The 26,018-nt window shown below is 66.7% G+C and carries 1 protein-coding gene (cut by a window edge); it reads right to left on the bottom strand.

Going from position 1 to position 26,018, the window contains the following annotated elements; all coding sequences use genetic code 11:
- Window positions 1–26,018: the 5' portion of a non-ribosomal peptide synthase/polyketide synthase gene (locus tag AC5Y42_RS08465; protein WP_499897270.1), read on the bottom strand. It extends 5,158 nt beyond the left edge of the window; 26,018 of the gene's 31,176 nt are visible here — the first part of the coding sequence; the start codon lies at window positions 26,016–26,018; its stop codon lies off the left edge, out of view.

Genomic DNA, 26,018 nt, shown 5'->3' with positions numbered 1-26,018 from the left:
TGGTTAAACTGCTCGACCGGACCATCCACGCTTTCCAGCCACCGGATGATCGGAGTGGCCGCCACCTCGCCGACGCCGTCATCGCCGTCGTCAATGCCGCCGTCGGACACCGCGGCCACTACCGCCAGCCTTGCCACCGTTTGCTCGACGAAAACATCGCGCGGCCGACACGTCAGGCCCGCGGCGCGGGCCAGCGTCACGACCTGCATCGACAAGATGCTGTCCCCACCCAGCTCGAAGAACGAGTCGTCGACGCCGACTCGCTCCAGCCCCAACACCTGGGCGTAGATGCCGGCCAGAATCTCCTCAATTGCATTGCCCGGAGCGCGATACCGGTCAGTGTCGCGATACTCCGGGGCGGGCAGCGCGCGGGCGTCGAGTTTGCCGTTGGGCGTCAACGGCAGAGCCTCCAACACCACCACAGCGACCGGCACCATGTAGGCCGGTAACCGCTGCGCCAGCGCGCGGCGCGCCTGGGCCGGGTCGACAGTCCCGGTCACATAACCCACCAGGCGTTTGTCGCCGGGCCGGTCCTCGCGCGCGATCACCACCGCCTGCTGCACGCCGTCTACCGCGTACAAGGCTGCCTGGACTTCGCCGAGTTCGATGCGGTAGCCACGAACCTTGACCTGCTCGTCGGCGCGCCCCAAATACTGCAGCTGCCCATCGCTGCCCCACCGCGCCAAATCCCCGGTGCGATACATCCGTTCGCCGGACTCCCCGAACGGGCAGGCCACAAAGCGCGACGCCGTTAACGGACCCCGCCGCACGTACCCGCAGCCGACCCCGGCACCGGCCACATACAACTCGCCAACCACACCGGAGGCCACTGGGCGCAACCAGTTGTCCAACACAAACAAGGCGGCGCCCGGCACCGGTGAACCGATCGGCACCACCGCCGACCCCGCGGTCAACGGCGCACTGATCGCCACGCACATCGTCGTCTCGGTCGGGCCGTAGGCGTTGACCATCACCCGGCCCGGTGCCCACCGTTCCACCACCTCGGCCGGACAGGGCTCTCCGGCCACCATGAGCGTCGCCGCGTCCAGGCCGTCAGGCGCCAACATTCCTACGGCAGAAGGGGTTTGGGTGATCATGCTGACCTGCTCGGCAACCAACAACTCGGAGAGGTCTTTCGGTGAGCGTGCCACCTCCTCGGGCGCCACCACGAGGCGCCCGCCGTGCAAAAGTGCGCCGAAGATCTCCCATGCCGAAACGTCGAAGACCAGCGAATGACACTGCGACCACACACCGGTCACCGGCAGGCCGGCGTCCAGCGTCGCCAACAATTGGACGACGTTGTGGTGAGCGATCGCGACGCCTTTGGGCACCCCGGTAGTGCCCGAGGTGTAGATGACGTAAGCGATGTCCCGTGAGTCCGGCGCCGGTGGTGCTGCGCTGAGCTGGGCGTCGATAGCAGGCTCATCGACATCGATCACCGCAATGTCAACGAACCCATCGAATCGCCCAGCAAGTTCAGCGGTCGTAACCGCAACGATCGGCGCGGCATCATCGACCATAAACCTGATCCGCGCCGCCGGCAGCGCCGGGTCGATCGGCAGATATGCCGCGCCGCTCTTCAGCACGGCCATAATCGCCACGATTGCCTGTGCCGAACGCGAAAACAGCAGCGCCACGCACTGTCCCGGGCCGGCTCCGTGACCAACCAACAGCTGCGCTAACCGGTTGGCGGCCTCGTCCAGCTCCCGGTATGTCAGTGACCGGCCCTCGCACGTCACCGCCACCGCCTGCGGAGCCCGAGCCACCTGCTGTGCGAACAACATCGGAATCGACACCGGTGCCGGCGAATTCGCGGTCAACGCAGCCCGGTTCCCGAGGTCGTCAAGCCGGGCGTGCTCAGCCTGGTCGAGCAGATCGATCGACGACAACGACCGTGCCGGATCGGCCGTCATGGCCATCAGCACACGGCGCAACCGCTCGGCGAGCGTCTCGATACTGGCAGCGTCGAACACATCAGTGCGGAATTCGACCCTGCCGCCGATCCCGGCGGGCTCACCGTCCTCGCTCCACCGTTCGGCCAGCGAAAACACCAAATCCATGCGAGCCGACTGGGTATCGGTCGGCATCGACGTGACGTGCAGGTCGCCCAGGGCCGGTCCGGCGGCGGCATCGGCGCTGTGCCCGCCGAAGTTCTGCCAGGCCAACATCACCTGCACGAGCGGATGATGGGCCAGGGATCGAGTCGGGTTGAGCCGCTCCACCAGCACCTCGAAGGGCACGTCTTGATGCTCGTAGGCGGCCAGACTGCGCGAGCGCACCTGCGCCAGCAGCTCGGCGAAGCTGGGATCACCGGTCACATCGACCCGCAGCACCAGAGTGTTGACGAAAAAGCCCACCAACTCGTCGAGTGCCGGATCGCGACGGCCGGCGATCGGGAAGCCAACCGCCACATCAGAATTCATGCTGATGTTGGACAACAGCGCCGCCAAAGCGGCCTGCATCACCATGAAGCTGGTGGTGTTATGCTCACGGGCCACCCTGGCAACGTTCTGCTGCAACTCCGCCGGCCAATCCACCGCCACAGTCGCGCCGCGCTGGTCAGCCACCGATGGGTAGGGCCGGTCGGTGGGCAGCTGCAGCCGTTCCGGCATCCCGGCCAGCACCTCTTCCCAATAGCCCAGCTGCGCGGCGACGGGACTGCTGCTGTCATCGAGTTCGCCAAGCTGGGCGCGCTGCCAGAGCGTGTAATCGACATACTGCACCGCCAAATCGGCCCAGCCCGGGGCTTGCCCCGCACACCGGCTGGCGTACGCCACGCCCAGATCACGCACCAGCGGAGTGATCGACGAGCCGTCGGCGGCGATGTGGTGCACTACCGCGGCCAGCACGTGCTCGTCGTGGGCTATCTGGAAAAGCTTGGCCCGCAACGGGATCTCGGTGGCCAGGTCAAACGTGTGGCGTGCCGTCTCGCTGATGGCCTCAGCGAGCCGGTTGGCCGTCCACGTGCTGGCGTCGACGTGCTGCCAGCCGAAGTCGGCCCGCTCGACGGAAATGACCACCTGCTGAGGCGTACCCTGCGGCGCTGGGAACAGCGTTCGCAGGCTTTCGTGACGGCCGACCACGTCGGCCAATGCCGCACGCAACGCCTGGGCATCGAGCTGGCCGCGCAGCCGCAATGCCACCGGGATGTTGTACACCGGTGAGGGGCCCTGCAACTGGTCGAGGAGCCACAACCGGGTTTGGGCAAACGACAACGGGACCACCGCGGGACGCTCGACTGCCGCTAAGTGCGGCAGCCGCCCCGCGCCCTCACCGACGCTGCGGGCCAACTGCGCAACCGTGGGCGCCTCGAACACGGCACGTACCGAAAGATCACCATCCAAGGCAGCATTGGTCGCCGCGATCAGGCGCATTGCCGAAATGCTGTCTCCGCCCAGATCGAAGAACGAGTCGTCGACCCCAACGCGGTTGAGGCCGAGTACCTCGGCATAGATGCCGGCCAGCGTCTCCTCGGTGGGGTTGGCCGGGGCGCGGTAATGATCGGTGGCCTGGTATTCCGGCGCCGGTAGGGCCTTGGAGTCGAGTTTGCCATTGACCGTCAACGGCAGTGCGTCTAACGCCACTAGCGCCGCCGGCACCATATAGGCCGGGAGCCGCTGCGAAAGGTGGCCGCGCGCCTCGGCCGGGTCGGCGGTCCCGGTGACGTAGCCCACCAGCCGTTTGTCGCCGGGGCGGTCTTCGCGGGCGATCACCACCGCCTGGTCCACGCCGTCGAGGGCATTCAGGGCTGCCTGGACTTCGCCGAGCTCGATGCGGTAGCCGCGAATCTTGACCTGCTCATCGGCGCGGCCGCGATACTGCAGCTGCCCATCGCTACCCCAACACACCAGATCGCCGGTGCGATACATGCGCGTCGCAGGCGCCCCGAACGGACAGGCCACAAAGCGCGACGCGGTCAATCCCCCGCGGCGCACGTACCCACATGCCACCCCGGCACCGGCCACATACAACTCACCGGCCACCCCGGGCGGTACCGGGCGCAACCAGCCGTCCAACACAAACAACGCCGCTCCCGGCACCGGCGAACCGATCGGCACCACACCCGACCCGGCGGTCAACGAGCCGACCGACGCATACACCGTCGTCTCGGTCGGGCCATAGCCGTTGATCATCACCCGACCGGGCGCCCACCGGTCCACCAACTCGGCCGGGCACGCCTCGGCGGCGATCACCAGCGCCGCCGAATCCAATCCCTCAGGAGACAACATGCCTATCGCAGAAGGGGTTTGGCTCAACACGGTGACGTGTTCGGCAACCAGCAGATCGTGAAGGTTCTCCGGGGAGCGGGCCACCGTTTCGGGGACCACCAGCAGCCGGCCGCCGTGCAGCAGTGCACCCCAGATCTCCCACACCGAATAGTCGAAGGCGTACGAGTGACACTGCGTCCACACTTGTCCCGGTCCGAGTTGTAGCCCCGCCTGCAGTGAGTCGAACAGCCGAGTCACGTTGTGATGGGTGACCGCCACGCCTTTGGGGACCCCGGTGGTACCGGAGGTGTAGATGAAGTAGGCGATGTCGTCCGGGTTCGGCGCCGACGGCGCCGTGCTGGGTTGGATGGCGACGGCGGGGTCATGGACATCGATGATCTCGAGCGTGTGCCCGTCGAACCGATCAGCCAAATCAGCGGTGGTGATCGCTGCGATCGGCGCGGCGTCGGCGAGCATGAATTCGATCCGGGCCGCCGGCAGGGCCGGGTCGATCGGCAGATAGGCCGCCCCGCTCTTCAGCACCGCCAGAATCGCCACGATCGCCTCAGCGGAACGCGAAAACAGCAGCGCCACAGACTCACCCGGGCCCACCCCGCTCCCGGCCAGCAGCTGTGCCAACCTGTTGGCGGCCTCGTCCAGCTCCCGGTAGGTCAGTGACCGGCCCTCGCACGTCACCGCCACCGCCTCGGGGGTGCGGGCCGCCTGCTGTGCGAACAATGCCGGAATCGACACCGGCACCACCGGTCGGGTCAACACCGCCCGGTTGCCGAGCGCATCAAGCCGGGCATGCTCGCGCTCGTCGAGCAGATCCATCGACGACAACGGCTGTGCCGGATCGGCAATCATCGCCATCAATACTCGCTGCAGCCGCCCGGCCAATGCCTCGATACTGGCGGCGTCGAACACATCGGCGTCGTATTCGACGCGAAGGTGTAGTTCGTGGCCCGGCTGGGCTTGCATCGTCAACGGGTAGTGGGTGGATTCCCGGCTGGTGACATCGGTGATGGCGAAGTCGTGGTCACCCAATAACGCGCCACTGTCGATCGGATAGTTTTCGAACGCGAAAAGCGTGTCGAACAGCGTGTCCTGACCGGTGATCCGGTGGATCTCGCTGAGCGCCACGTGCTGGTGCTCAAGCGTGTCGTTGTAGGTGCCCTGCAGCTGGTCCAGCAGGTCGGCGGTGCTCGTCGATGCGGTGATGCGGGCACGCACTGCCACCGTGTTGATCAGCAGTCCCACCATCGATTCCGCGCCCGCGACGTCGGCCGGCCGTCCCGAGACCGTGGTGCCGAATGCGACATCCTGCTGGCCGGTCATCGAACTCAACAGCTGAGCCCATGCGCCCTGCAGCACGATGTTGACCGTGGTATGACGCGAGCGGGCCAGTTCACTGACGGCTTGTGTGATTTCAGCTGGCAGCCCAAAGGCTTTCACGCTTCGCGGTCCCGGTTCCAACCGGTCCTGAGGCCCGACCAATGTCGGAGCGTCAAAGCCGGCGAACACCTCACGCCACGCGGCGCGGGCAGCTTCGGCGTCGCGGGCGACTAGCCAGGCAACGAAGCTGCGGTACGGAGCAGCCACGGGCAGCCGCTGCCCGTAGTAGCCGGCGAACAGTTCGCCCAGCAGGATGGGCATCGACCAGCCGTCGAGCACGATGTGGTGGTTAGTCAGCACCAATCGGTGGCGCTCTGCCGCGGTGCGGACCAGGACGGCCCGAAACGCCGGTTGGTTGGCGAAGTCGCAGACCGCGGCGCGCTCGGCGGCGCAGAGCCGCTGGATCTGCTCATCGCGGTCGATGTCGTCCGCGTTCAGTTCGACGCAGCGCCACGCCACCACCGGATCAGCCGGGATGACCTGCACTGGCTCGTCGAACTGTGGGCAGAACCGGGCCACCAGGTTGGGGTGCCGGTTGACCACCGTGTGCATGGCATCGCGCAGCCGGTGGGGATCGAGGGCACCGGTGAGGCTGATATCCAATTGCCCGGCGTACAGGTCGTCGTTGCCGCGCACTGTATTTGCGTGGAAGAGCAGACCCTCCTGCACCGCTGTCAGCGGTAGCACGTCGGCGATTCGGCCTTGCTCCTGCAGCTCGTCGATCTGGAGCTGGCTGAGCCGGGCCGGAGTGATATCGGATGGCGTCAATCCCCCGCCACCGTCGTGCACATGCGCGCAGATCCCGGCCAATGCCTCGGACCACAACCGGCTGAGCCGGCTGATCTGCGCTTCATCGAGCGCTGAAGGCGCCCACGTCCAATTGGCATGCAGCTGCGGTCCGGCCTCGGTGTCGACGGCCGCAGCGTTGAGTTCCACGGTGTGCATCAGCGGCATGGGTATTGCCGTAGCCGCGCCGGTAACCGACAGGCCGTCCGGGCCGATCCGCCACAGCTCACCGGACGCTTCGGCTGCCGGAAGCCCTACGCGGCCCAGATAATTGAACCCGATCGGCGGCTCGTATTCGCCGAGATCGACGGCGGTGTTCAAGTACCGCAGCAGACCGTACGTCAGACTGTCGGGCAGGGCGCGAAGCTGCTCTTTAGCGTCTTTGATCAGCGCCCCCAGCGCCGCCTCACCGGTGACCACCTGCGTCCAGGACAGGCCGCCAAGGTTCAGCGCCACAGGATATTTGGTGGTGAACCAGCCCACCGTGTGGGACAGGTCCACGTTCGGGTTCAGCTCCTCGTGACGCCCATGGCCTTCGACGTCGATACCGATCGGCGCGCTGCCGTTGCCCACGAACTCGGCTACCGCCAGCCCGAGCGCGATCAGCAGAATGTCGTGCGTCGCGGCGTGAAACGCTGCCGGCACCTCCCCGAGCAGCATGCGGGTAATCTCGGCGTCCACCGGCACCGACAGATGGCCGGCCGCGGCAAACGTGTCGGTTTCGGGCCGCACGGCAGGCAACGCTGGGGGCGCCGCGGCCACCCGCTGCCACGCTTGCTGCTGTTCAACCACTTCCGGTGTTCGAGCGTATTCACTGAGAAGCGCCGCCCACCGGGCAAACGATGTGCCGGTCGCCGGCAACGCCACCTCACGGCCTTCGCGGTGCTGACCCCATGCGGTGTTGAGGTCTTCCAACAGAATCCACCACGAGACCGCGTCGACGGACAGGTGGTGAACGATCAATACCAGCTGACCGCTGTCGGCCACCCACAGTGCGCTGAGCATCACCCCGGTGCTCGGGTTCAACCGCGACCGCGCCTCGATCAGCGCCGCATCCGACAACTCCTGCACCGACTGCAGGCGCCCGCGAGCATCCACCGTCCCGGCCTCAGGCACCGTCAGCGTCCACCCACCGGCATCGTCGTGGTCGACACGCAGCCGCAACATGGCATGGCGATCGAGCAAGGCCTGCAACACAATCAGCACGTCGGCCTCGTCGGCCCCGGCAGGCGCCTGCACCACCATCGTCTGGTTGAACTGGTCCACCGGACCGTCCACGCTGTGTAGCCAACGCATGATCGGAGTGGCCACCACCTCGCCGACGCCGTCGTCGCCGTCGTCAGTGGGGCTGTCGGCCGCTTCGGCTACTCGGGCCAGCCGGGCCACCGTCTGCTCGACGAAAACGTCGCGCGGCCGACACATCAGGCCCGCGGCGCGGGCCCGCGCCACCACCTGCATCGCCAAGATGCTGTCCCCGCCCAAGTCGAAGAATGAGTCGTCGATTCCGACTTGCTCCAGCCCCAGCACCTGCGCGTAGATGCCGGCCAGGATCTCCTCGATCGCGTTGCTCGGGGCACGGTACTCACCGGCGGTGTATTCCGGTGCCGGCAGAGCGCGGGTGTCGAGTTTGCCATTGGATGTCAATGGCAGCTCCCGCAGCACCACCACCGCCGCCGGGACCATGTAGGCCGGCAATCGGTCGGCCAGCCGGGAGCGAACCTGGACCGGATCGGCGGTCCCGGTGACGTAGCCCACCAGCCGTTTGTCGCCGGGGCGGTCTTCGCGGGCGACCACCACCGCCTGCTGTACGCCCTCGAGCGCACTCAATGCCGTTTGAACTTCCCCGAGTTCGATGCGGTAGCCGCGGATCTTGACCTGCTCATCGGTGCGTCCCAGATACTGCAGCTGCCCATCGGTGCCCCACCGCGCCAAATCCCCGGTGCGATACATCCGTTCGCCGGCCCCGCCGAACGGGCAGGCCACAAACCGCGACGCGGTCAACCCCGCGCGTCGCACGTACCCGCACGCCAATCCCGCACCGGCCACGTACAACTCACCGACCACTCCGTGGGGCGCCGGCCGCAACCACTCGTCGAGGACGAACAGTGCCGCGCCGGACACCGGCGAACCGATTGGCACGACACCCGATCCCGCCGTCAGCGGCGCGCTGATCGCCGCGTACACGGTGGCCTCGGTCGGACCGTAGGCGTTGATCATCACCCGCCCCGGCGCCCAGCGGTCCACCAGCTCAGCCGGGCAGGCTTCACCGGCCACCACCAGCGCCGTCGACTCCAAGCCCTCAGCCGAGAGCATGCCCACCGCTGACGGGGTCTGACTCAACACACTGACCTGTTCGGCGACCAGCAAAGCGTGCAAGTCTTCCGGCGAGCCCGCCACCGATTCGGGCACCACGACGAGCCGTCCACCATGCAGCAGCGCGCCGAGAATCTCCCACACCGAGACGTCGAAGGCCAACGAATGCCACTGGCTCCACACCGCCACGCTCGGCAGACCGGCATCGAGGGTTGCCAACAACCGGGTGACGTTGTGATGGTTAACGGCAACACCTTTGGGGACACCGGTGGTCCCCGAGGTGTAGATGAGGTAGGCGATATCCGCCGGCGCCGGCGCCGGCAGCGCGGTGCCGGGCTGGGCATCGACGGCGGGGTCATGGATATCAATGACCCGCACGTCACTACCGCCCAGCCGCGCCGCGAGGTCAGTGGTGGTGATCACCGCGACCGGCGCGGCATCTTCGAGCATGAACTCGATCCGCGTCGCCGGCAGCGCCGGGTCGATCGGCAGATAGGCCGCTCCGCTCTTGAGTACCGCCATGATCGCGACGATCGCTTCAGTCGAGCGCGAAAACAGCAGCGCCACAAACTCCCCCGGGCGCGCTCCGTGGCCTGCCAGCAGCTGCGCCAACCGGTTGGCGGCCTCGTCCAGCTCTCGGTATGTCAGTGACCGGCCGTCGCAGGTCACCGCCACCGCCTCCGGAGTGCGATCCACCTGCTGTGCGAACAACATCGGAATCGACACCGGTGCCGGCGAATTCGCGGTTAGCGCCGTCCGGTTCCCGAGGTCGTCAAGCCGAGCACGCTCGTGCTCGTCGAGCAGATCCATCGACGACAACGGCCGTGTCGGGTCGGCCGTCATGACCATCAGGACCCGGCGCAACCGCTCGGTGAGCGTTGCGATGCTGGCGGCGTCGAACACATCGGTGCGAAATTCGACCGTTCCGCCGATCCCCGCGGGGTCACCGTTTTCGCTCCACCGTTCGGCCAGCGAGAACACCAAATCCATGCGCGCGGTGTGGGTTTCCACCGGGATCGGCGCGACCTGGACATCACCCAAGGCCAGCCCGGCGGCGGGATCGCTGGTGTGTCCCGGCAGGTTCTGCCAGGCCAACATCACCTGCACGAGCGGATGGTGAGTCAGCGACCGAGTCGGGTTGAGCCGCTCCACCAGCACCTCGAAGGGCACATCTTGATGCTCGTAGGCGGCCAGACTGCGGGCCCGCACCTGAGTCAGCAACTCGGCGAAGCTGGGATCACCGGTCACATCGACCCGCAGCACCAGGGTGTTGACGAAAAAGCCGACCAGCTCATCGAGCGCCGGGTCGCGACGTCCGGCGATCGGGAATCCCACCGCCGCTTCACTGCTGGCGCTGAGCTTGGCCAGCAGTACCGCCAAGGCGGCCTGCACCACCATGAAGCTGGACGCGTTGTGTCCCCGAGCCAGGTGGGCAACCTGCTGCTGCAACTCCGCCGGCCAATCCACCGCCACGGTCGCGCCGCGCTGGTCGGCCACCAATGGATAGGGCCGGTCGGTGGGCAGCTGCACCCGCTCGGGCAGTCCGGCCAGCGCCTCTTCCCAATAGCCCAGCTGGGCGGCGATAGGACTGCTGCTGTCGTCGATGTCACCCAATTGCGCGCGCTGCCACAGCGTGTAATCGACATACTGCACCGCCAAATCGGCCCACTCCGGCGCGCGCCCGGCACAGCGACTGGCGTACGCCACACCCAGATCACCTACCAGCGGAGTGATCGACGAGCCGTCGGCGGCGATGTGGTGCACTGCGGCCACCAACACATGCTCGTCCTCGGCCACCCGGAAAACGGTGGCCCGCAGCGGAATTTCGGTGGCAAGATCGAAGGCGTAACGCGCCGCCGTTTCGATCGCCTCGTCCAGCTGTGTCGTCGGCCAGGCCGTGGCATCGACGACCTGCCAATCCGGCTCGGCCCGGTCGGCGGGCACCACCACCTGCTGAGGTATCCCGTCGGATGCCACGAACAGTGTGCGCAGGCTCTCGTGACGTCTCGCCACATCGGTCAGTGCCGCGCCCAACGCCTCGACGTCCAGCAGTCCGTCCAACCGCAACGCTGTCGCCATGTTGTAAACCGGCGAGGGCCCCTGCAACTGATCCAAGAACCACAATCGGCTCTGCGCGAACGACAGCGGGACCACCGCCGGTCGCTCGCCCGCCGTCAACGGCTCGAACCGATCCGTGTCCTCCCCGATCCGGGGCGCTAACTGGGCAACTGTGGGCGCCTCGAACACAGTGCGAACCGCAAGCGCGGCATTCAAATTCGTATTGATCACCGCGATCAGGCGCATCGCCGAAATGCTGTCTCCGCCCAGATCGAAGAAGGAGTCGTCCACTCCAACACGCTGGACGTCGAGCACCTGGGCATAGATGCCGGTCAGGATTTCCTCGACTGCACTGCTCGGGGGCCGGTATTCGCCCGTGGCGTACTCGGGTGCGGGCAGTCCGCGGGTGTCGAGTTTGCCGTTGGGTGTCAGCGGCAGCGCATCGAGTACCACCACCGCGGCCGGAACCATGTAGGCCGGTAACCGGTCGGCCAGCGCCGCGCGCAGCCCGGCCGGATCGGCGCTGCCGGTCACGTAGCCGACCAAGCGTTTGTCGCCGGGACCGTCGTTGCGGGCGATTACCACCGCCTGATCCACCCCGTCGAGCGCGTTCAGGGCGGCCTGCACTTCGCCGAGTTCGATGCGGTAGCCCCGGATTTTGACCTGTTCGTCAGCGCGCCCCAGATACTGCAGCTGGCCATCGCGGCGCCAACACACCAGATCACCGGTGCGATACATGCGCGTCGCAGGCACCCCGAACGGGCAGGCCACAAAGCGCGACGCGGTCAACCCCGCGCGTCGCACATACCCGTATCCCAGACCGGCGCCGGCGACATACAACTCCCCGACCACGCCCGCAGGCACCGGGCGCAACGAGCCGTCCAACACGAACAGCGCAGCACCGGCCACCGGCGACCCGATCGGCACCACACCCGGCGCCGGGGTCAGCGGCCCGCTGATCGCCACACACATCGTGGTCTCGGTCGGGCCATAGGCGTTGACCATCACCCGCCCCGACGCCCAGCGATCCACCACCTCGGCCGGGCATGCCTCACCGGCCATCACCAACGCCGTTGATTCCAGACCTTCAGGTGACAACGCCATCACCGCCGACGGGGTCTGGGTCATGACGCTGATCTGTTCACCGATCAGCAAGTCGTGCAAGTCTTTCGGGGAACGCACCACCGAGTCGGGCACCACCACCAGCCGCCCACCACGTAACAGCGCACCGAAGATCTCCCACACCGAGACGTCGAAGGCCAGCGAATGACTCTGGCTCCAGACCCCCGACGCCGGCAGCCCGGCCGCCAGCGACGCCAGCAACTGGGTCACGTTGTGGTGGGTGATTGCCACACCCTTCGGAGTGCCGGTGGTGCCGGATGTGTAGATGAGGTAGGCGACATCGGCCGGGCTTGGTTCCCCCGGCGCGGTGCTGGATTGGGCACTGACAGCGCGGTCATTGACGTCGACGACCAGCACACCACTGCCGTCGAGCACATCGGCCAGATCGGCGGTGGTGATCGCGACGACCGGCGCGGCATCGGCAAGCATGAACTCGATCCGCGCCGACGGCACCGCCGGGTCGACCGGCAGGTACGCTGCCCCGGTTTTCAGCACCGCCACAATCGCGATGACCGCCTCAGCCGACCGCGGCAACAGCAGCGCCACGCACTCACCTGGGCCCGCACCGTGCCCGACCAGCACGTGCGCCAGCCGATTCGCCGCCTCATCGAGCTCCCGGTAGTTCAATGACCGACCGTCGCTGACCAGCGCCACCGCCTCCGGTACACGGGCCACCTGCTGTGCGAACAACGCCGGAATCGACACCGGTGCGGGCACCGGCCCGGTCAACACCGCTCGGTTCCCGACCTCGTCCAGCCGAATACGCTCGGTCTCATCGAGCAGATCCACCGACGACAGCGACCGGGTCGGATCGGCCGCCGCGGCCATCAGCACCCGCTGCAACCGCTCGATGACCGCCTGGATGCTGTCCGCGTCGAACACGTCGGTGCGAAATTCCACTTTGCCGCCGATTCCGGCGGGCTCACCGGCTGGGCTCCATCGTTCGGCCAGTGCAAAGACCAGATCCATGCGGGCGGTGTGGCTCTCCACCGGCAGCGGCGTGACTTCCAGGTCGCCCAACGTCAGCCCTGCGGCGGGGTCATCGTCTTGCCACGGGAGGTTCTGCCAGGCCAACATCACCTGGACCAGGGGGTGATGGGTCAGGCTTCGGGCGGGGTTGAGCCGCTCCACCAGTACTTCAAAGGGCACGTCTTGATGCTCGTAGGCTGCCAGGCTGCGCGTCCGCACCTGGTCCAGCAGCTCGGCAAAGCTGGGATCACCGGTCAGATCGATCCGCAGCACCAAGGTGTTGACGAAAAAGCCGATCAGCTCGTCGAGCGCGCGGTCACGGCGCCCGGCGATCGGAAAGCCCACCGCCACATCAGAACTGGCGCTGAGCTTGGAGAGCAGTACCGTCAGCGCCGCCTGCATCACCATGAAGGTGGTCGCGTTGTGCTCGCGCGCCACCCGCCGAACCTGCTGCTGCAGCTCCACCGGCCAATCCACGGCCACGGTGGCGCCCTGATGATCCGCGACCGGCGGGTAAGGCCGATCGGTGGGCAGGTCGAGGCGTTCGGGCATGCCGGCCAGCGCCTGTGTCCAGAACTCGAGCTCCGCGGCGACGCGGCTGTGATTGTCGTCGAGTTCGCCAAGCCAACTGCGCTGCCACAGCGTGTAATCGACATACTGCACCGCCAACGCCGCCCACCCGGGGGCGCGCCCGGCGCAGCGGCTGGCATAGGCCACCCCCAAATCGCCGGCCAGTGGCCTCAGTGACCAGCCGTCCGCGGCGATATGGTGCACCACCATCAGCAGCACGTGCTCGCCCTCGGCGATGCGGAAAAGCCGTGCCTGCAACGGGATTTCAGTGGCCAAGTCGAACGTGTGGCGTGCTGCCGCGTCAACGGCCTGATCCAGCCGGATTGCCGACCATCCGGTGGCGTCAACGACGTCACAGCCAGTGTGAACCCGTTCAATGGGGATGACCACTTGCTCAGGTGTTCCGTGCGGCGCCGGAAACAGGGTGCGCAGGCTTTCGTGGCGCTCGACGACGTCGGCCAACGCCGCCCGCAGCGCATCGACATCCAGCGGCCCGCGCAGGCGCAACGCGGCCGCGATGTTGTAAATCGGTGACGGGCCTTGCAACTGGTCGATGAACCACAACCGACTCTGGGCGAACGACAACGGAATTGCCGCCGGTCGCTCACCAGCCGCCATGGGCTCCAGCCGACCCGCGCCCTGACCGATATGCGGCGCCAATTGGGCGACTGTGGGCGCTTCGAAGACGGTGCGCACCGAAAGATCGGCGTCCAGCGCGGTATTGATCGCCGCGATCAGGCGCATCGTCGACAGCGAATCCCCACCCAGTTCGAAGAACGAGTCGTCGGCCCCGACCCGCTCGATTCCGAGTAGCTCGGCGTAGATGCCGGCCAGGATCTCCTCCGTGGGGCTCGCCGGCGCGCGGTACTGACCGGTGTCCTGGTACTCCGGTGCGGGTAGCGCGCGGGTATCCAGTTTGCCGTTGACCGTGATGGGCAGGGCATCCAGCACGACCACCGCCGACGGCACCATGTAGGCCGGTAGCCGCTTGGCCAGCGCGGCGCGTGCCTCCGCGGGATCGGCTGTCCCGGTCATGTAACCGACCAACTGGTTGTCGCCGGGCCTGTCTTCGCGGGCGATCACCACCGCCTGCTCGACCCCGGGTAGCCCGGACAGGGCCGATCGCACCTCGCCGAGCTCGATGCGGTACCCGCGGATTTTGACCTGCTCGTCGGCGCGGCCCAAGTAGCGCAGCTGCCCATCGGGACCCCAACACACCAGATCCCCGGTGCGATACATGCGCATCCCGGCACCGCCGAACGGGCAGGCCACAAACCGCGATGCCGCTAACCCGGGGCGCCGCCAATACCCAACCGCCACACCACGACCGGCCAGATACAACTCTCCGACCACACCCGCCGGCACTGGCCGCAACCAAGCATCCAGCACGAAAAAGGCTGCACCCGTCACCGGCGAACCGACCGGCGGGGCCCCCGTCCCCGGGGCCAACGGAGTGCTCTTCGACGCCCACATTGTCGTCTCGGTCGGACCGTAGACGTTGACCATCAGCCGTCCGGTCGCCCACCGGTCGACCAACTCGGGCGGGCACGGCTCAGCGCCGACCACCAACGCCACCGACTCCAGCCCTTCGGGTGAGAGTACCCCCAATGCCGAAGGGGTCTGGGTGAGCACGCTGACGTGTTCGCCAGTTAATAAGGCGTGGAAGTCGTGCGGTGAACGCGCCACCACGTCGGGCACTACCACCAGCCGCCCGCCGTGCAGCAGCGCTCCCCAGATCTCCCACACCGAGAAGTCGAACGCATAGGAATGGAACTGTGTCCAGACTTGTCCCGGCGCCAATTGCACGCCGGCGTCCAGAGAGTCGAACAGCTGAGTGACGTTGTGGTGAGTGACGGCCACGCCCTTGGGCACACCGGTGGTGCCCGAGGTGTAGATGAGGTGAGCCATGTCGTCCGGCGCGGGCATCGGCAATCCAGTGCCGGGCTGGGCGGCGACAGCGGGGTCGTTGATGTCGACCACGACGAGGTCGTGGCCGTCGAGCCGGTCGACCAGATCCGTTGTGGTGACCGCGGCGATCGGCTCGGCGTCGGTGAGCATGAAGCCGATGCGCGCCGACGGCAGCGCAGGGTCGATCGGCAGATAGGCCGCCCCGCTCTTGAGCACCGCCAAGATCGCCGTGATCGCCTCGGCGGAGCGGGAAAACAGCAGCGCCACAACGGTACCCGGGCCTGCGCCATGCGCAGCCAGCCGGTGCGCCAACCGGTTAGCCGCCTCGTCAAGCTCCCGGTAGGTCAGTGACCGGCCCTCGAAGGTCACCGCTGCCGCGTCGGGGGTGCGGGTCACCTGCGCGGCGAACAGTGCCGGTACCGTCACCATGTTTGCCGGCTGGTTCAAGACCGCCCGGTTACCCCAGTTGTCCAGCCGGGCATGCTCGCGCTCATCGAGCACGCTCACCGACGAAACCCGCTGCGCGGGGTCGGCGGTCATCGCCACCAACATCCGCTCCAGCCGCCCGACGAGCGCTCCGATGCCGGCGGCGTCGAACACGTCGGTCCGAAATTCCACTTCCCCGCCGATCCCGGCGGGCACCCCGGCCTCGCTCCAACGTTCTGACATCGAAAACGCCAGATCCATTCGGGCGGTTTGGGTATCGACGGACACCGGCATGACGTGCACATCTCCCAACGCCAGTCCGGCAGCGGGGTCATGGTCCTGGAAGTTCTGCCAGCCCAACACCACCTGGATCAGCGGGTGATGGGTGAGGCTCCGAGGCGGATTGAGTCGCTCCACCAGGACCTCGAAGGGCACATCTTGGTGCTCGTAGGCCGCCAGGCTGCGCCGCCGCACCTGCGCCAGCAGTTCGGCGAAGGTGGGGTCACCGGACACGTCGACGCGCAACACCAGGGTATTGACGAAAAAGCCCACCAGCTCGTCGAGCACCGGGAGGCGGCGCCCGGCGATCGGGAAGCCCACCGCCACATCGCTGCTACCGGTGATGGTCGACAGCAGCGCGGCAAAGGCGGCCTGGACCACCATGAAACTGGTGGAGTTGTGTTCGCGGGCCACTCGGCGAACCTGTTGCTGCAGCTCGGCCGGCCAGTCGATGGCTACTCGGGCGCCACGGTGGTCGGCCACTGGCGGGTAGGGCCGGTCGGTGGGCAGCTGCAAGCGCTCAGGCATGCCGGCCAAAGCTTTCTCCCAGTAGGCCACCTGCGCGGCGATCGGGCTGTCGCTGTCGTCGAGATCGCCGAACTGCGTGCGCTGCCACAAGGTGTAATCGACGTACTGCACGGCCAACGGCTCGCAGTCCGGGGCTTGACCTTCGCACCGGCTGGCATAAGCCACCGCAAGATCACGGGCCAGCGGCCTGATCGACCAGCCATCCGCGGCGATGTGGTGCACCACCGCCACCAACACGTGTTCGTCCTCTGAGACCCGAAACAGCGGTGCCCGCAAAGGGATCTCGGTTCCCAAGTCAAATGAGTAACGTGCCGCCGCACCGATGGCCTTACTCAGCCGGCTTTCCGGCCATCCGGCCGCATCGACGATCTCGCAACCGAATCCAGCCTGCTCGGCCGGCATGACCACCTGCTGAGGGATCCCTTCGGGTGCCGCAAACAATGTGCGGAGGCTTTCGTGACGAGCCACTACGTCGCCCAGGGCAGCACGCAAGGCCTCGGCATCAAGGTGTCCGCGCAGCCGCAATGCCACCGCGATGTTGTAGGTCGGTGAGGGCCCCTGCAACTGGTCGATGAACCACAACCGACTTTGGGCAAAGGACAACGGAATCACCGCGGGCCGCTCGCCGGCTACCAGCGGCTCCAACCGTCCTGCGTCTCCGCCGATCCGGGGTGCCAACTCGGCCACCGTTGGCGCCTCGAACAAAACGCGCACCGAAAGGTCGGTGTCCAGCGTGGAGTTGACCGCGGCAATCAACCGCATCGCCGAGAGTGAATCGCCGCCCAGATCGAAGAATGAGTCATTCGCGCCAACGCGTTCCAGTCCCAGTACCTGCGCGTAGATGCCGGCCAGAATCTCCTCGACCGCACCGACCGGGGCGCGGTAACGATCGGCGTCCTGATACTCGGGTGCCGGCAGGGCTTTTCGGTCGAGCTTGCCCGAGGAGGTCAACGGGAACTCCTCGAGCACCAGAATGTGCTGCGGCACCATGTATTCGGGCAACCACGCGCTCAACCGCCGGCGGACCGCGCTGACTTTGGTGTTGGTCTGTGGATCGTTGGCGTAGGTAACGCGTTGCGCAGCCCCGACGGGCGGCAGGTACACGTCGGTCAGGGGTGGGGTGATCGCGCGGTGCGGGCCGACCGCGGCAATGAAAACCGCGTCCAGGGTGCCCGGTTGGGCGTCCCAGGTCACCGCGACGTGGTATCCGCTGGCTTCACCGAGGCGATGCAGTTCCTCCGGGACAGCTGCGTCGGCGGGAGCTTGGGCCAGGGCGTCGCCCAACGATTGCCCGGCGGATAAGGTGGCGTCGAGATGGACATCGGCGATCACTCCGGTGCGCGGGATACCGGTGACGCGAACAGTGGCCGGGCGCTGAGCCGCCAACCTGGCTTGCAGACCGGACAGGTCGGTGCACTGGGCCCAGGCCCATGAGACCGCGGTGGCCAATGAGTGCACCGGGGCGGGGACCTTGTAGGCGACGACGTCGTAGCGATACCGGGTCAGCTCATTGTCGGCCCATCCGCGTTTGACTTGCACGTCAACGCCGGCCACCGACGAGTGGTCAGCGGCCCATGTGGTGAAAAACTCTGGCGCCAACAGTAATTCGGGTTCACCACGTAGTGCGTGCTGGACTCGTTGGCGGATCTCGGCGGCGTCGGCGCTGTCCGTGCGGGCCAGCGCGATCGCGGTTTGAAACGCGCCTTGCAAGCTATGGTTGCGCACATCGCCGATGAACACCGCCCCGCCCGACGCCAGCAATCGCATCGCGGCTGCCAGCACATCGAGCAGATAGCCCGCGCTCGGGAAGTACTGGACCACCGAGTTCAGCACCACGACATCGAAATGCCCCTCTGGCAACCCATCTGTTACATCCGCCGGCTGCACCCGCAACCGCACCCGGTCGCCCCATGACTGCCCGGCCACCTGTTCTTGCAGTGTCTTGATGGTTGGCGCGGAGAAGTCGGTGGCCCAATACTCGGCACACGTCGGGGCCACCTGCGTCAGTAACAGCCCCGAACCGACCCCGATCTCCAACACCCGCTCTGGACTCAACCCGCGGATCCGGTCCACGGTGGCCGAACGCCACTCCGCCATTTCCTCGAGCGGAATCGGATCGCCGGTGTAGCTGCTGTTCCAGCCCCGGAAATCCATGCCGAATTCCGGCTCCTCCAGTTCAGCGGCGTACAACTCGTCATACAGGTGTTGCCACTCGTCGACGACCTCGACGTCGTGGTCAGCGGTGGCGGCGGGATCGAGAATGAGGTAGGCCACCAGGTGTGCGCCGCTCTCGCCTTCGCGCACGGTGACAGCGGCCTGGGCCACCTGCGGGCAGGTCAGCAAGGTGTTCTCGATTTCACCCAGTTCGATGCGCTGCCCGCGTAGTTTGATCTGGGTGTCGGCGCGGCCCAGGCAGTCCAGAGCGCCAGCGGAGGTCCAGCGCACCAGGTCACCAGTGCGGTACATCCGAGACCCGGCCGCCCCGAAGGGATTTGCGACGAACCGCTCGGCGGTCAACTCGACCCGGCCCACATAGCCGTGCGCCAGCACAGGCCCGCCCAGATAGAGCTCACCGACCACCCCCACTGGGGCCGGCTTCAACCAGGCATCGAGCACCAGCGCGTGGACGCCGGGAAGTGGGGTACCGATGCTGATCGGTTGGTCCGGCGACAGCGGCGCGCTGGCGGTGACCCAGATGGTGGTTTCGGTGGGGCCGTAGACATTGAGCATGCGCCGGCCCGGCGCCCAGGCGCCCACCAACTCTGCCGGGCAGGCCTCCCCGCCGGCCATCAGCGTGCCCAGCCCGTCCAGCCGGGCGCGGTCCAGCGACGACAATACCGACGGAGTCAAAAACGCCGCGTCGACCTGCTGCTCCTGGAGCAGTGCGGTCAGTGCCTCGCCGGCATATACGCCTGGCGGTGCCACTACGACTGCGGCGCCGGATCCCGCCGCCCACAACATCTCGCCGATCGACGCGTCGAAGGTCGGCGCGGCCACCATCAACACCCGTGCATCGTCACCAAACTGGGACTTCTCGCATTGCGCCGCAGCCCAACCCAATAGACCGGCGTGGCCGACCACCACCCCCTTGGGCACACCGGTAGAACCCGACGTGAAGATCACATACGCGGTGTTGTCCACGTGTAACGGCGCCAGCCGATCAGCGTCGGTAATCGAATCCGCGCTGCGCCCGCGAAGGTCCAGGCTGTCGATGCGCAGCACCGGCCGCGGCCCGGCGGCAGTCAGATCGTCGGCGCCGCAGGTTAATACGCACACTGCACCTGCCGCATCCAACACCGCAGCGATCCGCTCGACCGGATGGGCCCGATCCAGCGGCACATACACCCCACCGGCCTTGACCACCGCCCACCACGCCACCACCAACTCCACACGCCGGTCCATCGCCACGCCCACCGCGCGCTCAGGGCCCACCCCCGCCTCGATCAGCACCCGCGCCAACCGCGTCGACCACACATCGAGTTCGCGATACGTCAGCCGCCGGTCACCGTCGATGACCGCCGCCGCGCCCGGGTCGGCGGCCACCGCCGCCGCCAACAACTGCGGCGCCACATTCACTGGCGCTGTCACGCCGGCACCAGACCACTTCGACAGCAACAGATCTCGTTCGCTGGCGTCGAGCAGATCCACCGAGGACAGGCGCCGGGTGGGATCGGTTGTCATCGCTGCCAGCACTCGCCGCAATCGCTCGACGAGCGCCTCGATGCCGGTCGGGTCGAACACGGTGGTGTCGTATTCGACGTGGAGGCCCAGTTCGCGGCCCGGCAGCGCTTCGACTGTCAGGGGGTAGTGGTTGTATTCGCGGTTGGTGAACCCGGTGATGACCAATCCGTCGGCGCCCAACGGGACGTCGGCGTCGATCGGATAGTTTTCGTACACGAAAAGGGTGTCGAACAGTGTTTCGTGACCCGTAGCGCGATGTATCTCGCTGAGCGCCAAGTGTTGGTGCTCGAGCGTGTCGTTGTGGGTGTTCTGCAGCTGGCGCAGGAGGTCTGCGGCGGTGGTTGCCGCTGTGATACTTGCCCGCACCGGCACCGTGTTGATCAACAGGCCCACCATCGACTCCGCGCCGGCCACTTCCAGCTGACCTACCCGAGAGCGTGGGGTACCGAAGACGACATCACGCTGCCCGGTCAGCGAGGTCAGGAGCAGCGCCCAGGCGCCCTGCAACACGGTGCTGACGGTGGTGTGGGACGAGCGCGCCAAACCACTGAGCGCCTGCGTGGTGTGCTCGGGCACCCGGAACGATGCAGAGCCTCGGTCAAAGCCTCGGCGCCCCAGGCTCAACCGATCCTTCGGGCCGACCAGAGTGGGGGTTTCAAAGCCGGCCAGCACCTCACGCCAAGCGGCGCGCGCGGTATCGAGGTCTCGATCGGCCAGCCAGGTCAGGAACGTCCGGTAGGACCCGGCGGCGGGCAGCGGCTGCCCGTAATAGCTGGCGAACAATTCCCGCAGCAGGATCGGCAGCGACCAGCCGTCGAGCACGATGTGGTGATTGGTCAGCACCAACCGGTGCCGGTCTGTTGCGGTGCGGATCAACGCAACCCGAAAAGCCGGCTGGTCGGCCAGGTCGCAGACCGCGGCACGTTCGGCGGCGCACAGTTGCTCGATCAGCTCGTCCGGGTCGGCGTCGTTGTCAACAGCGCCGACACCGAAATCTACATACCGCCACTCGACGACCGGATCGGCCGGGATGACTTGCACCGGCTCGTCGAACTGTTGGCAAAATCGGGCCGCCAGATGTGGATGGCGGTTGACCACCGTGTGCATCGCATCGCGGAGCCGGCGGGAGTCAAGGGGGCCGGTCACGGTGAAATCCAGCTGTACGGCATACATGTCGTCGCTCGCCTGCGCGGTGCTGGTGTGGAAGAGCAGCCCCTGCTGCAGGGGCGTCAACGGCAAAATGTCGGCGATCTCATGGTGCCGCTGCAGCTCGTCGATCTGCTGCTGGCTGAGCCGGGCCGGCGCGATATCAGAAGGTGTCAGCCCGCCACCACCAGATCGCACATGCGCGCAGATACCGGTCAGAGCCTCGAACCACAACCGGCTCAGCCGGCTGATCTGTGCTTCATCGAGCGCCGAGGCGGCCCAGGTCCAATTGGCATGCAGGTGCGGCCCGGCCTCGGTGTCGACAGTGACGGCGTTGAGCTCCACGGTGTGTGCCAACGGTATGGGTACTGCCGCGGCGGCGCCGGTGACCGACAAGCTGTCCTGCCCGAGCCGCCAAACGCCATCAGCCGCATCGGTTGCCGGGATACCCAGGCGCCCCAGATAGTTGAATCCGATTGGCGGGTCGGACTCGGCCAGGCTGACATCAGTGTTGAGATACCGCAGCGCCCCATAGGTCAGCGGGTGCGGGAGCGCCCGGAACTGCTCTTTGGCGTCCTTGAGCACCGGCCCCAGCGCCGCCTCACCGGCAACCACCTGTGCCCAGGACAGCCTCCCGAGATTCAACGACACCGGGTATTTAGTGGTGAACCACCCCACCGTGTGCGATAGGTCGATATCGGCGTCCAACTCCTCGTGACGACCGTGGCCCTCGACGTCGATACCGATTGGGGCGCTGCCGTTGCCCACGAACTCGACGACCGCCAAACCAAGTGCGGTCAACAGAACGTCGTGTATCCCGGCGTGAAACGCAGCAGGTACCTCTCCGAGCAACATACGGGTGGTCGCGGCGTCAAGCGATACCGACAGATGACCGGCATTGGCATACGTGTCGGTTCCGGGCCGCACGGCCGGCAGTGCAGTGGTGGTCGCCGCCACCTGCTTCCAGGCGTCCGCCTGGTTTACGACATTCGGGCGTTGCGCGTGCTCGGCCAACAGCGATGCCCACCGGGCAAACGAGGTGCCGGTGGCCGGCAACACCACTGGCTGCCCGCTGTGCTGCTGAGCCCAAGCGGTGTTGAGGTCCTCCAGCAGAATCCACCACGACACCGCATCGACGGCTAAGTGGTGAACGACCAACACCAGCTGGTTTGCCGGGGCCACCCACAGCGCGCCGACCATCACCCCGGCGGTCGGGTTCAACCGCGACCGCGCCTCGATCAGTGCCGCGTCCGACAACTCCTGCTTTGACTGCAGGCACCCGCGAGCATCCACCGACCCCGCTTCAGGCACCGTCAACGACCAGTCACCTGCCTCGTCGTGGTCGACACGCAGCCGCAACGTGGCATGGCGATCCAGCAAGGCCTGCAACACAATCAGCACGTCGGCCTCGTCGGCCCCGGCGGGGGCCTGCAGCACCATCGTCTGGTTGAACTGCTCGACCGGGCCATCGACGCTTTCCAGCCAACGGATGATCGGAGTGGCCTCCACGTCCCCGATGCCCTCATCGATCGGGCCAACCTCACCGTCGGACACCGCGGCCACCACGGCCAACCGGGCCACGGTCTGTTCGACGAAAACATCGCGCGGCCGACAGATCAGGCCCGCCGCGCGGGCGCGCGCCACCACCTGCATCGACGAGATGCTGTCCCCGCCCAGTTCGAAGAATGAGTCGTCGACGCCGACTCGTTCCAGGGCCAATACCTCGGCGTAGATGCCGGCCAAAATCTCCTCAACCGCGTTGCCCGGCGGTCGATACTCACCGGCGGTGTGTTCGGGTGCCGGCAGGGCGCGGGTGTCGAGTTTTCCGTTGGGCGTCAACGGTAGAGCATCCAGCACCACTACCGCCGCGGGAATCATGTAGGCAGGGAGCCGGTCGGCCAGTTGGGTGCGTATCCCGGCCGGATCGGCTGCGCCAGTGACATAACCGACCAGGCGCTTGTCGCCGGGGCGGTCCTCACGGGCGACCGCTACCGCCTGCTGGACGCCGTCCAGCGCACTCAAAGCCGTTTGAACTTCCCCGAGTTCGATGCGAGACCCGCGGATCTTGACCTGCTCATCAGCGCGCCCCATGTAACGCAGCTGCCCGTCAACGCCCCAGCACACCAGGTCCCCGGTGCGGTAGGCGCGCGCACCGGTGGCCCCCAAGTAACTCCCAAAGGGATTTGCCACGAACCGTTCCGCGGTCAACGCCACCCGGCCTACATAGCCGTGCGCCAGCGCCGGCCCGCACAGATACAACTCACCCACCACCCCGATCGGAGCCGGGTTCAGCTGCGCGTCGAGCACCAGTGCGCATACCCCGGGGATCGGTGCACCGATGCTCACCGGCTGCCCCGCCGCCAGCGGCGCACTACACGTGGACCAGATTGTGGCCTCGGTGGGGCCGTAGCCGTTGAACATGCACCGGCCCGGGGCCCAGGCCGTTACCAACTCCTCCGGGCAGGCCTCCCCCGCGGTGAGCAGCGTGTCCAATCCGCCGAGCCGTGCCGCATCCAGCGACGAGAGCACCGACGGCGTCAGCACGGCAGCGCTGACCTGCTGGTCCGCCAACAACCCGGTCAGCACTTCACCGGCATACGTTTCCGGCGGCGCTACCACGAGCGCCGCCCCCGGCCCCGCCGCCAACATCAACTCGAACACCGACGCATCAAAAGTCGGCGCGGCCACTGCCAAAACCCGTGCATCCGCGCCCAATCCGAACAACTCCCGTTGCGCCGCGGCCACCCCCAGTAGGCCGGCGTGGCTGACCGCCACCCCCTTGGGCACGCCGGTGGACCCTGACGTAAAGATCACATACGCGGTGTCATCCACCCCTAACGGCGCCAGCCGATCGTCGTCGGCAATCGGATCGGCGCAGCGCTCCGACAGGTCCAGACCGTCGATGCGCAACACCGGCCGCGCACCCACCCCGGCCACATCGTCAGCACCACAAGCTAATACGCACACCGCCCCCACCGCGTCCAGCACGGTGGCGATGCGCTCGACGGGGTGGACGGGATCCACCGGCACATATGCTCCGCCAGCCTTAATCACTGCCCACCACGCCACCACCAACTCCGCACACCGGCCCATCGCTACGCCCACCGCGCGCTCTGGGCCCACCCCCGCCTCGATCAGCACCCGCGCCAACCGCGTCGACCACTCATCAAGGTCGCGATACGACAAGCTGCGTGCACCGTCGATGACCGCCACCGCGTCCGGATCGGCGGCCACCGCCGCGACCAACAACTGCGACACCACCCCCACCGGCGCCTCCACACCAGCGCCAGACCACTCCGATAGCAACAGATCACGCTCACCGGCATCCAGCAACGGCATACTTGCGACCGCCGCCGACTTATCCGCCGTCAACAGGCGGTCGAAGAGCGATTCCAAACGTCTGATGTGCCTGTCGATGTGGTCTTGCGTGTATCGGTCAGGATTCCACGCGAACTGAATTCGCGGCGTGCCGTCACCCAGTCCCGGATAGATGTTGACCGCAATGTCTTGGACAGGGAACGTGGTCAACACGTCGTAGTTCGTTTCCGAAGACCCGAACCGAAGCTGTGAAGCGAAGTCCATCACATTAATCACCGGCCCGAACTCGACGTTCACGTCGGCACGGGTCGTATCGGCAATGAGATCGGGCCAACGCCGGAACTGTTGATGACGCAGTGCACCGACCAAGGACTTGGCGACCTGATCGGTTACGTCGCCAATGGTGTCGTCTTCCTCGACGCTGATGAGCAGCGGCACCAGGTTGGATACCATGCCGGCACAACGCTTCAGCGCCGCGGTGGTGCGCGCCGAAACCGGCAACGACATCGAGACATCCTGGCGTCCGGTGGTTTTCGCGATGAATACCGCCACTGCCGCGACAGCCCTTGCGACATCGAATTGATGATCCCGGTTCTCCGGACGCCGATGTGTGCACCGCAGTTCGCGTACCAGCGGGTGGCGTGGTGGCACAGATCTTCGCGTCCCGGTCAGGTCGGTGACGTCCAAGGGCCCCTGGACAACCGTCTTCCAGTACTCGGCATCGGCTTGACTGCGCGAAGACTGCTGATACTTCTGGTCGGCGTCACGAATCAGGGCAAACTCGGAGAAGTCGACGTCAGCGGTGTCGGCGACCGACCCCGAGTACACGGCTGCGATGTGCTGGATGAAATTGTTGCCGCCATACCCATCGCAAAGAACGTGGTGGGTACGCACGTAAAAGTACGAGAGATTGTCGGTGATCCGTAGCAGCGCGAAGTTCGTAAGTCGGTCACGAACCATGTCAATTGGTTCGCGGTAATCGCTGTTCATCCAGTCGCTGGCGGCGCCTTCGGGATCAGGCTCGCCGCGCAAGTCGACGCAGCGCAAGAGCTCGGTCTGCGCGAGGGTGCGATCAACCATGAACACCGGTTCACCGTCGACGAGCGACAGGCGGGCGCAGGGCGTGCCGAACCGCGTCGCCGCCGCTTCGCACGCACCCGCGAGCCTCTCGGCGTCGACATCGTGATCGATCGTCACAAACGCGGCAAAGTTGTAGGGGACTTCAGTGCGGAGCTGCTGGGCGGCCCATATCGCCCGCTGAGCAGCGGTCAGTGGGCCCAGTATGTCTGGTTGCGTGCCGTAGTTGAGCAT

Source organism: Mycobacterium sp. NGS48, from assembly GCF_059812585.1.
This window is presented reverse-complemented; position numbering and strand designations above follow the sequence as displayed.